Origin of the sequence: Microcoleus sp. PH2017_28_MFU_U_A, from assembly GCF_020738035.1 — a bacterium.
In the GTDB taxonomy this organism is placed as follows: domain Bacteria; phylum Cyanobacteriota; class Cyanobacteriia; order Cyanobacteriales; family Microcoleaceae; genus Microcoleus.
Map to the genome: position 1 here is coordinate 56,945 of NZ_JAEQCX010000021.1, position 15,521 is coordinate 72,465.

Sequence of the window (15,521 nt, forward strand, 5' to 3'; positions counted from 1 at the left end):
AACCGGGTTTTTGTGAAAATACTTCGTTGTGGCGAGTAAATTCGTTAAAAACCCGGTTTCTTTGTCGGAGTGCATAAATTCCGATCGACCTATTATATCGACCTATTATATAGATGAATGGGAAGGGCGCTCGCATTAAGAATTTGCGCGATCGACTGTTAGGTTATTAATGGATAATTTAAAAGCCGAACATTAGCTTGAGTCCATTTGCGATCGGCTGATACTCTTCTGCGGTTAAACTGCCAAGATACCGCAATATTCGCCGGATATCTACAGTGCGTACTTGATCCAGCAATACTATCGAGTCGGCAGTTAGATTTCCCACTCCTGCCCGAAGACTTGGGTATAAAATTGGATTTTGTGCAGTCCAATCTCCTGATTGTCTGGTAATCGGCACAACAATCACAAGCTCAAAACGGATCGTACCTGTGTCGCTTGGGCTCCCCACTACTACAGCAGGGCGTCTTCCTTGTTGTTCGTGCAGTGCAGGCGTTTGAGGAGGGAAATCAACGAGTAAAATATCGCGGATGTTGAATGTATTAGTCACGCTTATTACTTTACCCTTTCGTCTTCAAGAATAACGGCACCTACTCCCGGTATATAGCGCACAGGTTGACCAAGTTTCATCGGATCTACATCTCCCCAATCATAGGGGGGAATTTCATTATCGACGAGGTAAAGTTGGCGCCAAGGCGATTTTGCCAATGCTTCCTCGGAAATGTCAGGAAAAAACATAAGCACTTCTGCGATACCGACTGGAAAACCATTGAGTTTGCTCAAGCCATCTATAATGGCGGCTAAGACGGATAAGTCTAGGTGGCTGAGGTTTTCTGCTTTTTCGATCAGTTGGTATACGGTTTCAGGATTGAGTGTTTCGCCGACAGCTTCGATTAAGTTTTCGGGGGTGAAGCCTCGACATTTCAAGTATTCGGCTAGTTGTAAGCGAATTGTACTCATGGGTTTAGTGGAGAAAGATTTTAGGGTGAAGGGCGATCGCCCTTTACCATTGTCTTATTTTTTGGATGGTAAGGGCGATCGGCTTTTTGTTAAATTCCTAGTCTATCCGTAACATATTCGCGATCGTGACAATCTGCGTGTGATGAACCATCGTTATCCCAAGGATTTGGCTGACAATCAAGTTCGTACTTCAAGTCATCTATTTCCTGTCGCTGTTCTTGGATAGTTTCGTCCTTGTCATCAAGCAGACTGCGGATACACTCTGCCCAAGCGGGGTTTAACTCCTCCAAAGCAGAGAAGATCGGAGTCAGGCTATGCTTGGCATACAATAGTCCATCTTGTGGGTTATAATTGTCGAACATATATTTCAAAAGTTGGGTTTAGTTGTGTGGGTCTGACGTTTACAGGTCAAATCAACTGAGCTACCTAGCTAAAACGAGGGCATTGTCTGAATTAGTAGTTCAGGCGAGCCTTTTTCGTATCAGGATAGGATTCGGTATTATGAAAAATCCAAGATTGCAAAAAATACAAGACATTAGAGAGTTCTTATACTTGGCAATTTGAGGAGTTTTTGTCTTCTTTTGTCTTTTAAGACCTTAACACTGGCCAGCAGAATTGGCAACTATATTTTGTGCCGAATATCGATAAATATAAACCTCTCTACCTGATATCAGCGTCAATCCAATCTGGGAAATTTTCCCAATATTGGGAATAATGACTTGAAAGATTGTTGAGTTAGGTATGCTAAAGTTTAGATCGCTCCTCTATCCCATTTCCTCTGCGTCAAGGGCGATCGCCCAAAACACCACCAAAAACCAACTACTTGCTCAATACCACAGCATCGCTACTGCTAGCAAAAGCCGGACGAATAAACTCCTCCTTCTCGAACAGCGTGATGTAACCCTGATCTACCGCTAGCTGCATCACTTCCGTCAAAAATCCTCTGAGGGTATCTAATACTTGAGCGCGATCGCATTCAAACACCTTTTCCCAGCACGAAGTCCCAAACTCGATCCAAGTGCAGTTAATCTTATTGTCGATCGGTAGCAACATAATAGTAAACCAACTCTCACCAAAGTCTATTTCTATTGGTTTACCTTGCGATAGCTTCGCAATTTCCTTGGGAAAGTAATTGTCGATCATCATACAGATATCTGGATCTAAAAACACCTCTTTTTGAGCATCACCTATTTCTATGAAAACTTTATGGTTGTATTCAAAACAGAAACATCGCCATCCCATTTCAAAATGAGAAAGCTCTCCTAATGGATCTTCTGGAGGTTCTGCCCAGTCTTCTAAGAAACGCTCTCCTAATTTAAAATTAAATTTTTGACCGCTATTCATGGCTGCTACTCCTATGTTAGAACTTCGCGCTCTCCCGATTATGCAAAAGTATGAAAATATATGATATTCGATCGCACTTACAGATTTTTGCTCAAACGCTTCGACTATACACAAGTTTGTAAAGAATTTTTAAATAGATCGCCACTTTTAGGTATTTATGTTAGTGTAAGGCCAAGTCAGGGAAGCACAAAAAAATGATTGCTGTTTGGTTTGATGAAAAATTTAGCAAGCTGACAATATTACCCAATAATTGTATACTATGAAACGGAATTTATTAATCCTGACTTTAGGCGCGATCGCACTTTTCGGCTTGCCCAGTTGCTCAACAAACGCCAGTACCTCCACGGCTACAACGGTTGCAACGGCAGCAGCGCCAACTGATGCCTCGCTCAAAATCGGAGGTTCAAGCAGCACAATAGGTGTGATTCAGACGCTAGCGACTAATTATGAATCCACCTCCCAAAACACCAAAATTACTCAGTTAGAGCCGGGACAATCTGAAACAGTGATTGCAGGAGTCAAACAACAACTTATTGATATTGGTGCAATTTCTAAAACATTAAAGCCCGAGGAAAATGATGGCACATTAGAGTTTCGTGAAGTCGCCCACGATGCCCTTCTCGTTGCTACTCATCCCAGCGTCAAAGGGGTGAAAAACCTGACCACTAAAGACCTCAAAGCCATTTACAGCGGCACCTTGACCAACTGGAAAAAACTGGGCGGGCCCGATGCTAAGATTGTGGTACTCGATCGCCCAGAAGATGAATCTGCCAAACGCCTCCTCCGCAAACACTATCTCGGAAAAGATTTGAAGAGTTCACCGCAAGCAGTAGTGTTCCGCAAAGAAGGAGAATTAATCGAGGCGATTCAAAGCACTCCCTACAGCATCGGTACTTTTTCCCTGGCTTACGCCATTTCCCATAAACTACCCGTAAACCGTCTTAGTCTCAACAATGTTGAGCCTACAGCCGAAAATGTCAAAGCAGGCAAATATCAAATGGTACGCCCGATCGAAATTCTTTGGCATAAAAATGCTTCGGAGTCTACTCAAGGACTGATTAAATACATTTTTAGCCCGTCAGGAACCACTGCTTTGGAGAAGTCTGGGTTTGTTGTTAGTAAATAGCATCAACTTGAGCTGCGAACCTAGTGTCAGCTTACTGATGAGTTAACAATCTTCTCGATCCTTCTCTATCCAGCTTTGTTAAGAAGGGACTAGACGATCGATTCCCCCTTTTTAAGGAATATTTACTGGTATCGAGAGTGCGCGGTAAGCTAGATTTATTAAACAACTTGACGTTTAAATTGACACTACATGGTTTTAGCTACACTCAATCCTAGGTTGAAGTAGATATGTTACAGGGCTTCAGATATGTGCGACTCCCAATCTCAGTCAAGCTGTTGTCTCCTTTGTTGGTGGCATTCCTTAGCCTGTGGACTTTCGGAACCCTGGGCTTTGGTTATTTTGCCAGAAAGAACTTAGAACAAACGGCGCACAAGGAGATAGAAGATAGGGCTACTTTACTCCAACAAGATCTGAAGCAAAAGCAAGAATTGCTCTACTTAAAAGCTCGTTGGGTGAGCGAGGACAGGAATGTAATCAGGGCCGTTGCTGCGGGCGATCGCCCTTTATTGCTCCGTACCATGTTACCAATCCAGGCATCCTTAAAACTGGATTTGATCAGAATCGTAGACACAAATGGTGAACTCTTAGTATCTTCGCAGCAGGGAGCACTGACACAAGCAATATTAGAAGATACTGCCATCAATCGTGCGGCTCGTGCTGGACTAAGTTTATCGGGCATTCTGCTGGCAGAAAAAGGGGCTGTACCCTCCCTGGTGGGATTGATCTCGATCAAATCTTCTACACAAATTTTGGCTGGTTTGGTTGTGGGGGGTGCGATTGACGACGCACTACTTCAGCAAATTCGCGGTAACACATCCATGCACTTAGTTGCATTCCAGGGCGATCGCATAACTGCTTCTACTTTACAGCTTAATCGCGATCGACCCTGGCAAGCTCCCCAGCCTGAATCTCTACCTAAAGTCGCAAAGATTGCAGGCGAAAACTACTTGATTAAAACGATCGGGCTACCAGGATTCGATCGCGCAACCCTCAAAATCGCCGTACTCAAGTCTGTCATACAAACCGAACAAGCAGAACAAAAGTTGTGGTTTGTGGTGGGTGGCTTTGGGCTGCTGGGAAGTTTCCTGGTTACGGGAGTGACACTCTGGGGATTTCGCATCACCCAATCTCTGGGGCGTCGGATTCAAAGCCTAACCCAAGCAACCCAGCAATTAGCCCAAGGCGACTTAAGCACTCGAATTCCCGTCAACAACCAAGATGAAGTGGGGATGCTCGCACAATCATTTAACGTTATGGCACAAGAGCTAACAAATCGCGATCGACAACTAAGCCAACAAATGCAGCAATTAGAAAGCACGCTGAAAGAATTGCATCGTACCCAGAGTCAGATGGTGCAGAGTGAAAAAATGTCAGCACTAGGGCAAATGGTAGCAGGCGTAGCCCATGAAATCAACAATCCAGTTAGCTTTATTCACGGCAACATCACATACGTCAATCAATATACACAAGAACTGCTGCGATTGCTCAATTCATATCAACAGCACTATCCGAACCCTCCCCAATCGCTGCAAACAGAACTAGATGATGTGGATCTAAATTTTCTGAGTGAAGATCTCACCAAGGTACTGCATTCGATGCAAGTAGGCTCCGATCGCATTCGGGAAATTGTAATTTCGCTCCGCAATTTTGCTCGCCTGGATCAAGCAGAATTGAAGTTTGTCAATCTGCATGAAGGCATTGATAACACATTAATGATTGTGCAACACCGCATCAAAGCGACAGCACAACACCCAACCATTGAGATCGTAAAACAATATGGCGATTTGCCGCAGGTAGAATGCTATGCAGGACAACTCAACCAAGTATTTATGAACCTGCTAGTAAATGCGATTGACGCCTTGGAGGAGAGCAACCGAGGGCGCAGTTTCGATCAGATTGCCACCAACCCGAACACGATCTGCATTACTACCTCTCGCACGGAACCAAATCAAGTGCAGATAGTGTTTGCCGATAATGGTGCAGGTATTCCAGAGAATGTGCGATCGCGCCTATTTAACCCTTTCTTCACCACCAAGCCAGTGGGAAAGGGAACCGGGTTAGGCTTATCTATTAGCTATCAGATAATTGCTGAAAAGCATGGCGGAAAATTATGGTGCGATACTGCACCAAACTGCGGCACGAAATTTATCATCGAGCTGCCAATATCGGGCAACCATCAAGTTCATTAGGGAAATAATTATAGCACTTATGGTGTAACATGAGTTACGCTTAGGTAATTGATAATTGGCAATTAGCAATTGCTCTGAAGGTCTGTAGTGAGGACTTTAGTCCGCATTCACCTGAGGAATAAAATCAAATCCGGTAGCATCCGAATTATGTAGTGCGAGCGTCTCGCTCGCGAGTGGATCGCGAGCGAGACGCTCGCACTGAACGATTCAAATATATAATTCCGATGCTACCGGAAACGATATAAAATCCGAACGAGCGAACCAATTTTAGGATGGCGATTCCAGCGAAAATGATATGATTTAACCTTAACAAAAACGGTTCGTATTGCCCTTCATTTTGTGTTTGGGCTGCGGACTGAAGTCCGCACTACGAACCTTACTGATTGCGGTCATTCGAGCGGAGGCTATATCACTTAACCGCAACCTACTAATAAGGATTACGGCGTGGGATTGGGATAATTCGCGTGTACCGAATTGATTTCTGCTACGATATCTCGATCGAGAGTCACCTCCAAACTGCTAAGATTTTCCTCAAGTTGTGCGATCGATGTTGCACCGATAATTGTGCTAGTTACGAACCAACGCGATCGCACATAAGCCAAAGCCATTTGCGCCGGACTCAAACCGTGCGATCGCGCAATCTCAACATAGGCTTTCACGGCATCGTTCAGATTAGTTTTATCGTAACGCTGACCGAATCCTGCGAACAAAGCCAGTCGGGAATTTTCTGGGATTCCATTTAGATATTTACCCGTTAAAAGTCCGAATCCCAAAGGACTGTAAGCCATCAATCCCACATTTTTAAATCTGCAAGTTTCTGCCAAATTCATGTGAAAAGTCCGATTGCTCAAACTGAAAGCATTCTGAATCGAAATAACCTTCGGCAAATCGTGTTTTTCGGCTAATTCGCAAAACTCGCAAACTCCCCAAGGCGTTTCGTTGCTCAAACCCAAATAGCGAATTTTGCCAGCTTTAATTAAGTCAGCAAATACCTCTAATTGTTCCAAAATCGGTACGGTTTCGTGTTCTTGGGCGATGTCGTAATCTGGCGCACCAAATAGGGGCACGTAGCGATCGGGCCAGTGGATCTGATAGAGGTCGATGTAGTCTGTTTGCAGGCGCTTCAGGCTGTCGTTCAGGGCTTTTTCGACATTTGGGCGATCGATCTGATTTTTCCCTTCCCGAATCCACTTCAATCGAGTGCTTCTGCCGGCCACTTTAGTAGCTATAATGACTTTATCCCGCTGCTGTCGCGCCAACCATTCGCCGATATATTCCTCTGTTTTGCCCTGAGTTTCGGGTTTTCCCGGCACCGGATACATTTCTGCCGTATCGATAAAGTTGATGCCTCGGGCGATCGCAAAATCGAGCTGTTCAGCCGCTTCTGCAACCGTATTCTGCTGGCCGTAAGTCATCGTACCCAAACAGATTTCAGATACTAATAAGTCGCTGTTACCTAGTTTTTTGTATTCCACGATCTCAATTGCCGAAAAATTATCTAATTCTATCTTACCGAAAAACCTTGATTTAATATACAGCTCAGAAAAGTGAGATCGGCTTTCTCCTCTATTCCTCTTTTTCTCTGCGATCTCTGCGCCCTCTGCGGTTAAAAAAAATAAAATATCTCCGCAATTAAGTGCTAATATAAATAATTACTCTCCCTCCGATGTATGAGCAGTCGCCAGCCAAAAGTTCCATTTGTAAACCTTTACCTGCAACACCAACCAATCGAATCTCAAATAGCAGCAACACTTGCAACAATTATCCAGCACGGAGACTTTATTTTAGGTGAAGCACTGGCAGAATTTGAAACAGCCTTTGCAGCAGCTTCTGGAGTAAAATACGGCGTAGGAGTGGCTTGTGGAACTGATGCGATCGCCCTTGGACTCCAAGCTTGTGGCATCCATCCGGGCGACGAAATCATCCTCCCAGCCAACACATTTATCGCTACTATAATTGGTGTGATTCAAGCCAAAGCAGTACCTATTCTGGTAGATTGTGACCCGGAAACCGCCCTGATTGACCTCACAGCAGCCGAAACAGCAGTCAGCTCAAAAACTAAAGCAATTATCCCCGTACACCTCTACGGTCAAATGGTATCGCCTAGGGAAGTTTTAGATTTTGCTAGCCGCCACAAATTAATGATATTTGAAGATGCGGCACAAGCCCATTTAGCCGAAAGAGAAGGATACCGTGCAGGTTCCTTTGGTAAAGCAGCAGCATTCAGCTTTTATCCCAGCAAAAACCTCGGCTGTTTTGGCGATGGTGGGATGTTAATTACTAACGATGCAGAAATCGCACAAAAAATGCGAACTCTCCGCAATTACGGAGCACCCAGCAAATATTTGCACGCAGAAATCGGCACCAACAGCCGCCTCGATAATTTGCAAGCCGCCGTGCTCAATTTGAAATTGCCTTACTTGGAAAAATGGAATCGCGATCGCACCGACGCCGCTCAATACTACAATACTCTACTAGAACCCCTGAAACCCAAAGGCATTGTACCGATCGCCAATCACAGCGGCACAGGTCACATTTATCACCTCTACGTAATCCAGATTACTGACAAAAGCCCGTTACGGAAGCCCTCCCCTACGGGGGCTACGCCAACGAAGAGGATCGCCCGCAACACCCTTCAGGAACATCTCACCCGAGAAGGCATCCAAACAGGCATCCACTATCCCGTACCTTGCCACCTGCAACCAGCCTACCAAAACTTAGGCAATCCGGGCGACTTCCCCCACACCGAAACCCTGTGCGAACAAATTTTATCCTTGCCAATGTATCCCGGATTGAGCAATACTCAGATCGAGCAGGTTGTAAGGGCGATCGAGAAATCAGTTGACAGTTGACAGTTGACAGTTGACAGTTGACAGTTGACAGTTGACAGTTGACAGTTGACAGTTGACAGTTGACAGAAGGAAGACGCAATACTGAAGGAAGGCGCAATACTGAAAGAAGACGCAATGCTCTAGATGGAAGAATACACAGACAGTAAACTGTTTCGCGATCGGTATTTTACCTTTAATTAAGTTAATTTACTTAATTGTTTATAAAAGTTATGGTGAGGATGTTGCAAGCCATAGAGTAGAAATCTCAAAGCGTTGGAGTTGGGCATTAACAAATCTTTAACTCACCGTTCAAAATCGCTTTCGCGTTGCGAATCCAGCGCGGCCATGTCAAAACTTCTCAAACCATGCAAATCCAGCGCCGAATTCGCATTGTTCTCAAGCGATACCTCATGGGGGAAGGTATCACGGTACTCCTAGTGCTGCTTTACGCCCCCCTGCTAGTACACTGGTACGACGGCTGGTTCAACAAAAACATCAGCATCGAACACGAATATTTCAGCCACGGAATAATTGGTTTACCCTACGCCGCTTATATTGCTTGGACAAACCGAAACTGCTGGCGGCGCTTAGGCGACTCGCCACATCCTTTGGGAAGCTTTTTGCTGTTAATAGCAACGCTTTTTTATCTGAGTCGCTTAAGCGATTTGGTGAATTTATCTCTACCACTAATGCTAGCCAGTATTTGCTTGTCTTTAAAAGGATTTTCCGGCTTAAAATTGCAAGCAATGCCGCTTTTGTTCGTATTTTTTGCCTCGCCAAATCACATTCCTTACCTCATAGAACCCTACGCCTTGCCGTTACAGCACTTCATTGCTCAAGTATCAGGCTGGATCTTAATTAAAGTCGGTCTGAACGTGAGAATCGAAGAAATTTATCTGTACGTAAACGATCGCATTGTCGAAGTCGCCCCTCACTGTGCAGGCTTAAAAATGCTGTTTACCAGTCTTTATGTCAGCTTAATTTTGATAGATTGGACGGGAGTTTGGAGTTCCCAAAAAAGAAGCATTTTGTTTTTAGTGGCCACATCTATCATTAGCATCACTTCCAACATTCTCCGCAACACTTTGCTGACTTACTTTCACGGAACCGACAGAGAGAGACTTTTTACTTGGTTGCACGCCGGATGGGGCGGAGACTTGTATTCTGCTTGTATACTAGGCTTATTGGTACTTCTCATCAACGGGATGGAAAAGTATTTCCCAAGCCAGCCTGCCGATTAATGAAACAAATGATTTCAGCACGGAAACTACTGCGGCGCTACCAAGTATCTAAAATTGTGGTACTGGTGTTTTTGCTGGTACTGGTTGCGGGAGTAGCAATTCCTGGCTACGCGACGGGAAGGTGGCCTTGGACAAATCCGCCAACAGTTACAAACCTCAAGCAGTTAAAAAGTTTGCGCCAACACGGGATGACACTTCCTGACTGGGAGGTGATCCGCATCCAGAATAACCTTCAAATTGGCGGACACAGATGGTTAGTTGAAGAAATTAAAAATCATCAAACAATTGCCATTTTATTGCTAATGCCTCAAAATTCCCCCAAAAACCAGCCGCAAGTAGAATGGCTAGATATTGATGGATTTCACCGGTGGCAAACAGATTCTCATCGCACTTTGAGGTTTACAGTTAAATTAGCGCCAACATCCGACAAGCCCTCACCTACTATCGAGACGAGGTTTTTCCGAAGCTGGACTTCTCAACAAACTTTTGCTGTCGTGCAGTGGTACGCTTGGCCTAATGGGGGTTCTCCAGCAACCAGCCGCTGGTTTTGGGAAGATAGTATAGCGAGGCTGTCGAACCGCCGCGCCTCTTGGGTTGCTGTCAGTATCATAGTTCCCATCCAACCGCAGGGCGATATTAAGATAGTTGAACCGCTGCTGGAATCTCTGGGCCAAAGTGTTCAGACTCAATTAATGGCAGAAATTTTCTGAGTTTAATCAAGAGGGCGATTGAAATCGCTTCTACACAAACAAAGACCGCCTCCGCGGGCTAGAAGAATCAAGAGGAAAAGTTAAACGAATTTGGTATCAAGAGTAGATATTTATAGTTGAGAATTGCGGAGATGAAACTTAAAAAACAGCGAAACATTGAAAATATTACCCTTTTTTATTATTTCAAAATGCCGGATAAATTCATAATTAGAAATCGCGTCGCTTTTTCCTTGGCTGGCCTGTATTCAAGTGCTTGGACTCTATCTTTCGCTGCTGTATTGTGGGGCTTTAACGGCAAGGTTTTTTCAGAAACGGCTTTAGCCCAATCTGTTGTTCCTAGTTCTGAGCGACTTGTGCCGCCACAGCCACTGCGCGTACCGCCACCGCCACCTACTAATTTCAACAGGGAAATTAACCCAGCTTTTCGGAATCGGCCGTACCGCCTGGGCCCGGGAGACCAGATTTCCGTTCAAGTTCAGCGCTTTCCAGAGCTAAATTTTACGGGTGCAATCAGCCCTGAAGGGGTAATTGTACTGCCGCTAATCGGCACAGTAAATGTGCGCGGCCTTACCGTCGAAGAAGCACAGCAGCGCCTCCGCGAGCGCTTTACTCAATTTATCAAAAATCCTCAAGTCTCGGCTGCTTTGCTCGTTCAGCGCCCGGTAGTGGTGACGGTGACGGGGGAAGTGGCCAGGCCTGGTTTTTATCCGCTGCAAACTCCGCAGCTTCCGGCGGCTTTGGCTGCTGCTGCTGGGACTACTCCGACGGCCGAACTGCGGGCGGTGCGGGTGCGGCGGACTTTGCCGGGTGGTGCTGTGGCTGAGCAAGTTGTTGATATTTTGACGCCGCTGCAAACTGGTATTGCTCCGCCGGATTTGCGTTTGGAAGATGGAGATGCGATCGTCGTACCGTATAAACAGGTTACAGCCGATCGCAAGTCCGATCGAGATTTAGCATCCAGATACAGCCTAGCCGCTGCCGCTGTCCCCGTTCAAATCACAGTCACCGGAGAAGTCAGCAAACCTGGTTTTTACACGCTTCCGGCGGGTTCAGGTCGAATTTCCGCCGCTTTGACGATTGCGGGGGGAGTCACGGGAAAAGCCGATTTACGAGCCGTGCGAGTGCGACGGACGCTGGTGGATGGCTCCTCGGTGGAGCAACCCCTCGACCTCTACACTCCCTTAGCAAAGGCTAACGATTTGTTCGATTTTCCTTTGGCCTCGGGAGATGTGATTGTCATCCCAGAATTGGACGCTAGTATCAAAAACCTAGACTACGACAAAGCTTTGGTGGCGCGCTCTACCTTGATTAAGCCCAGGATCTACGTTCGAGTTTTGAGTTACGCTAGTGGTAGTTTGACCTCGTTTTACCTAGAAAATGGCAGCAAGTTTTTGGATGCTATCAACAACTTGCCTGTGAATCTGGCTGATTTGCGGAAAATGGCCTTGATCCGGTTCGACCAAAAGCAAGGTAGAGCAATCAACCGCAAGATAGATGCAAAAGCTGCTTTGGAGGGCAATGTTTCTCAGAACCCGATGCTGGAAGATAATGATGTGATTGTGATTGGTCGGAATCTGGTAGAGCGTATTGGTTATGTTCTCAATACCTTTACTCGACCATTCCGGGATACTTTGGGATTTATTCTGTTTTTTGAGCAGTTGAGAAATGGGGTAAACAATCTGTTTGGGCCATCCAACAATAATAATAATAGGTAGTTAGTGGTTAGTTGTTAGTGGTTAGTTGTTAGTGGTTAGTTGTTAGTTGTTGTTAGTTGTGGGTTGTTGGTTGTTAGTTGGTAGGGGCTGTACCCCCGTGCCAGCCCTCAGTTGTAAGTTGTCAGTTGTCATTAGTCAGCAGTGCTGTCCCCGATCGCAAAAATCAGTCATTGGTCATTGGTCATTCAGTAGGTTGTTACACATAAACACGCTTAGGGAGAGGCGGTTTTGTACTCGTAAACTCGCTTCTATCAAAGACTGTTAGCTAAACCCGCCGAGACAAGATACTACAGCGGTTCTCAAAAAAATGAGGTATGCCCTGTTTGCCCAATGCCCTGTTTGCCCAATGCCCTGTTTGCCCTGTTTGCCAATGCCCTATTATGCACGTCTGGTACCTCAGATGGGAGCTCAAAAGGCTATAGTTTTTTTTCCATCACCTACTTAGTTAGGATTTATAGTTAGCAATTCTTCAATCTAAAATCTAAAATCTAAAATCTAAAATAGTTATGACTTTATCAGTTGTCAAACGTTATTTGATTGCTTTTGACCAATACAAGTGGGTGGGACTAGCCACTCTTGCGGTGACTGTGGGCGTGTCCGGAGTAGTTGCCGTGCAGCCAAATCAGGCGCCGGTTTACGTTGCTAAAGGTACGCTGGCCTACAGCAAGCCGACCGTGATTTTTTCATCAACCACTACCAAGATTCAACAGGAAGGACAAGAAATAACTAAAGATAAGTTGCTCAATCAACAGGTCATCCAAGCAGCCGCCAAAAAACTCATTAAAGCAGAAAACAAATTAAATAAACAAGCAGCAGAACTAAATTCAGAAGAATTGAACGAAAAAGTAAAAATATTGACTAAAAAGCTGAAAGACGGCGTGGAGATCAAGATGCCGACCAAGAGTAATGACCCCAGTGCTTTGATTCAAGTATCGTACAAAAATGCCGATCCCCAAAAAGCAGAAAAGCGAGCAGAGGCTTTGATGAAAGAAATGGTGATTTACAGCGAAAATTCTAATAATTTCAGCGTCCGAAAAACGATCGATAAAATTAACCAACGCTTGCCGAAAGTAACTCAGGAACTCAGAGAGGTGGAAGCAAAACTTGAATCCTACGAAAAACGAGAAGAAACTTCTATTTTAGCAGTTCAGAGCGGTACTTTGCCGCAAGCGATTATCGCCACCGAACAGCAGCAGCGGCAACTCCGGGTGCAGTTGGGAGCAATAGTAGCTCAAATTAAAAGCTTGCAGGAACGCTTGGGATTGAATGGAGAGCAAGCTTACGTGGCTCAAGCACTGTCTGCCGATCCAATTATTGCACAACTGCGAGTGCAACTGTTTTCGATCGAATCTCAGCTCAAAATTCTGCGTAGCGACTTGCAGGAGGAACACCCGAAAATTGTGGAATTGCTCAAACAAAAACAAGCTTTTGAGCAGCAGTTACAGCAGCGACAATCGGAGGTGCTCGGGGGGAACGGGGTGGCGGCTCCACTCAGAAGTGCCGATCGAATTCGGATAGACTCTTCTTTAGACCCGGCGAGACAGCAGCTAGCTCAAAGTTTGATTGCTTTACAAACGCAGCGGGATGTGGTGCAAGAACAACTCAAAGGAGTAGAGAACACTGAACGACAATTGCGCCAGGAATACGCGAAAATCCCCAACAAGCAGTTAGAACAAGCGCGGTTAGCCCAGCAAGTGGCGCTGAAAAAAGCTCTCTACGATAAGATGCAGGCGGCTTTGGTAGATGCTGAGGCGGCGAGAGCTGAGACAACGGGGAGTTTGACAGTCGCCCAGCCTCCCAAAATTGATGACGTTCCGCCAAACAAGAAAGGTTTGCCGGTGATGCTGGCGGTGGGCGGATTTGTGGGATTGCTGCTGGGCGGCGGGTTCATATTTTTGTTGGGAATGCTCAACGGGAAGTTTTACAGTTGGGAAGAAGTGCGGGCGGCTTTGGTGGAAAAAGAGGTGCCAATACTGGCTGTTTTGCCTGAAGTGATTGTGTTTGATTCCTATGGGGAGGAGATGCCGCTGGCTTTGGAACCCAATTCGCCTTATTTAGAGTTTTACGAGCGGTTGCGGACTAATTTACGCCGAATTGGCGAAAAGCCTGTAAAAGTGGTGTTGCTGACTTCGGCGGCGCCTTTGGAGGGAAAGAGTTTTAGTGCTTACAATTTGGCAATTGCGTCGGCTCGATCGGGTAAACGGACTTTGTTAATTGAAGCAGATTTGCGATCGGGTTCTAATGTGGAATCTTTGAAAATAGCTGCGGATCCTCTGGCGGCGGTGGAACCTTTGCACTATTACGGCAATATGAGCGAGTGCGTTTTGTTGGTTCCAGAGGTAGAGAACCTATATGTCGTGCCGAGTCCGGGCAGTTTGCGGCAGGCTTCGGCGGTACTGGAATCGAGTGAAATGCGGAGGTTGTTTGAGGATGTTCGCAATCGCTTTGATTTTGTGGTAGTGGATTCTCCGGCGTTGAGCGAGTGCAACGACGCGCTGACGCTGGAACCCTATACGGACGGTATAATTTTGGTGGCGCGGGCTGGTTATACTCTGGCGAGTATGTTGTCTGAGGCTGCGGATCAGTTGCTGGAATCTGATGATGAGGATTCGCACAAATCGGGGCCGCGGCTGTTGGGGGCGATTATTAATGGTGCTGATATTGCGGTGAAGTACCGCAATGATATTGATGAATTCGAGTTGCCTTTGAGTGCTGTGAGCGATGGGGCGATCGAAGTGCGATCGAGGCAATTACCGCAGCAGTCTAAGTCAAAAAACAAAGCTATTAATAGTAAATTCAACTAATTTTACATTCGATAGCATCTTAGTTGTGCAGAGGTACGTAGTTGCGCTTCAGCGCTCCTGGCATTTAAGGTACGTAGTTGCGCTTCAGCGCTCTTTAAAAAACAGGTACGTAGTTGCGCTTCAGCGCTCTTGGCCTCTACGGTACGTAGTTGAGTTAGGATCGCAAATTAAATAACTTACAATTTTAATTATTATTGTGGGATGGGCGTCCCGCCCGTCTTTCCGGGACGGGCGGGACGCCCATCCCACTTTCAAGAGTGGAAGTTATTTAATTGTGATTCCTTAGCTAGAGGGTTCGCATCCCAACTACATACCGTAGAGGTACGTAGTTGCGCTTCAGCGCTCCTGGCATTTAAGGTACGTAGTTGCGCTTCAGCGCTCCTGGCATTTAAGGTACGTAGTTGCGCTTTAGCGCTCTTGGCATTTAAGGTACGTAGTTGCGCTTTAGCGCTCTTGGCATTTAAGGTACGTAGTTGAGTTAGCTAGAGAGCTCGCATCCCAACTACATACCGTAGAGGCACATAATTGGGCTTGGGCCCTCTTTTGATTAAAACCCACTAACGCAAATTGCTATTGATACTCCCCAGCCCGCTCCGGGACGGGG

12 protein-coding genes are annotated in these 15,521 nt (G+C 45.8%); 7 read left to right on the top strand and 5 right to left on the bottom strand.

Going from position 1 to position 15,521, the window contains the following annotated elements; translation table 11 throughout:
* Window positions 1–178 precede the first annotated feature (178 nt).
* The 4 genes from JGK14_RS00415 to JGK14_RS00430 all read right to left on the bottom strand — a co-directional run bounded on the left by JGK14_RS00415 (window position 179) and on the right by JGK14_RS00430 (window position 2,301).
* Window positions 179–547 carry a type II toxin-antitoxin system PemK/MazF family toxin gene (locus JGK14_RS00415; protein ID WP_293174206.1) on the bottom strand — a complete coding sequence of 123 codons (369 nt, stop codon included), beginning with the start codon at window positions 545–547 and terminating at the stop codon, window positions 179–181.
* Between the two features lie 5 nt (window positions 548–552).
* Entirely contained in the window at window positions 553–957 is a 405-nt protein-coding gene (locus tag JGK14_RS00420) for a hypothetical protein (RefSeq protein WP_293189349.1), read from the bottom strand.
* 89 nt (window positions 958–1,046) lie between these two features.
* On the bottom strand, window positions 1,047–1,319 hold the full coding sequence (locus JGK14_RS00425) for a hypothetical protein (protein WP_293174212.1): 273 nt from the start codon (window positions 1,317–1,319) through the stop codon (window positions 1,047–1,049).
* Window positions 1,320–1,776: 457 nt separating this feature from the next.
* Window positions 1,777–2,301 carry a hypothetical protein gene (locus tag JGK14_RS00430; protein ID WP_325314568.1) on the bottom strand — a complete coding sequence of 175 codons (525 nt, stop codon included), beginning with the start codon at window positions 2,299–2,301 and terminating at the stop codon, window positions 1,777–1,779.
* A 259-nt stretch (window positions 2,302–2,560) separates the two neighbouring features.
* Here JGK14_RS00430 and JGK14_RS00435 point away from each other — a divergent pair, with 259 nt between their 5' ends.
* On the top strand, window positions 2,561–3,427 hold the full coding sequence (locus JGK14_RS00435) for a substrate-binding domain-containing protein (protein ID WP_293174217.1): 867 nt from the start codon (window positions 2,561–2,563) through the stop codon (window positions 3,425–3,427).
* 248 nt (window positions 3,428–3,675) lie between these two features.
* Window positions 3,676–5,616: a sensor histidine kinase gene (locus JGK14_RS00440; RefSeq protein ID WP_325314569.1), complete on the top strand. Its 1,941-nt coding sequence runs from the start codon at window positions 3,676–3,678 to the stop codon at window positions 5,614–5,616.
* 437 nt (window positions 5,617–6,053) lie between these two features.
* Here JGK14_RS00440 and JGK14_RS00445 read toward each other — a convergent pair whose 3' ends face one another.
* A complete protein-coding gene (locus JGK14_RS00445) occupies window positions 6,054–7,091 on the bottom strand; it encodes an NADP(H)-dependent aldo-keto reductase (RefSeq protein WP_293174223.1) in 1,038 nt (345 codons plus the stop codon).
* A gap of 195 nt (window positions 7,092–7,286) precedes the next feature.
* Between JGK14_RS00445 and JGK14_RS00450 the strand changes: the two genes are divergently transcribed.
* From JGK14_RS00450 to JGK14_RS00470, 5 genes are all read left to right on the top strand, one after another.
* A complete protein-coding gene (locus JGK14_RS00450) occupies window positions 7,287–8,468 on the top strand; it encodes a DegT/DnrJ/EryC1/StrS family aminotransferase (RefSeq protein ID WP_293174226.1) in 1,182 nt (393 codons plus the stop codon).
* A 344-nt stretch (window positions 8,469–8,812) separates the two neighbouring features.
* Window positions 8,813–9,688 carry a cyanoexosortase B gene (crtB, locus tag JGK14_RS00455; protein WP_293174229.1) on the top strand — a complete coding sequence of 292 codons (876 nt, stop codon included), beginning with the start codon at window positions 8,813–8,815 and terminating at the stop codon, window positions 9,686–9,688.
* The gene (locus tag JGK14_RS00460; protein WP_293174232.1) at window positions 9,688–10,398 is read left to right on the top strand and encodes a cyanoexosortase B system-associated protein; all 711 of its coding nucleotides are present in this window, start codon (window positions 9,688–9,690) and stop codon (window positions 10,396–10,398) included. The genes crtB and JGK14_RS00460 overlap by 1 nt, the downstream gene beginning before the upstream one ends.
* A gap of 131 nt (window positions 10,399–10,529) precedes the next feature.
* A complete protein-coding gene (locus tag JGK14_RS00465; protein WP_293223857.1) occupies window positions 10,530–12,113 on the top strand; it encodes a polysaccharide biosynthesis/export family protein in 1,584 nt (527 codons plus the stop codon).
* Window positions 12,114–12,619: 506 nt separating this feature from the next.
* A complete protein-coding gene (locus JGK14_RS00470; RefSeq protein WP_293223855.1) occupies window positions 12,620–14,917 on the top strand; it encodes a GumC family protein in 2,298 nt (765 codons plus the stop codon).
* The last annotated feature ends 604 nt before the right edge of the window (window positions 14,918–15,521 follow it).

Bases quoted from the DNA above. Each gene is read 5' to 3' on its own strand.
- JGK14_RS00420 (WP_293189349.1), bottom strand. From the start codon at position 957: ATGAGTACAATTCGCTTACAACTAGCCGAATACTTGAAATGTCGAGGC.
- JGK14_RS00425 (WP_293174212.1), bottom strand. From the start codon at position 1,319: ATGTTCGACAATTATAACCCACAAGATGGACTATTGTATGCCAAGCAT.
- JGK14_RS00430 (WP_325314568.1), bottom strand. From the start codon at position 2,301: ATGAATAGCGGTCAAAAATTTAATTTTAAATTAGGAGAGCGTTTCTTA.
- JGK14_RS00435 (WP_293174217.1), top strand. From the start codon at position 2,561: ATGAAACGGAATTTATTAATCCTGACTTTAGGCGCGATCGCACTTTTC.
- JGK14_RS00450 (WP_293174226.1), top strand. From the start codon at position 7,287: ATGAGCAGTCGCCAGCCAAAAGTTCCATTTGTAAACCTTTACCTGCAA.
- crtB (WP_293174229.1), top strand. From the start codon at position 8,813: ATGCAAATCCAGCGCCGAATTCGCATTGTTCTCAAGCGATACCTCATG.
- JGK14_RS00460 (WP_293174232.1), top strand. From the start codon at position 9,688: ATGAAACAAATGATTTCAGCACGGAAACTACTGCGGCGCTACCAAGTA.
- JGK14_RS00465 (WP_293223857.1), top strand. From the start codon at position 10,530: ATGAAACTTAAAAAACAGCGAAACATTGAAAATATTACCCTTTTTTAT.
- JGK14_RS00470 (WP_293223855.1), top strand. From the start codon at position 12,620: ATGACTTTATCAGTTGTCAAACGTTATTTGATTGCTTTTGACCAATAC.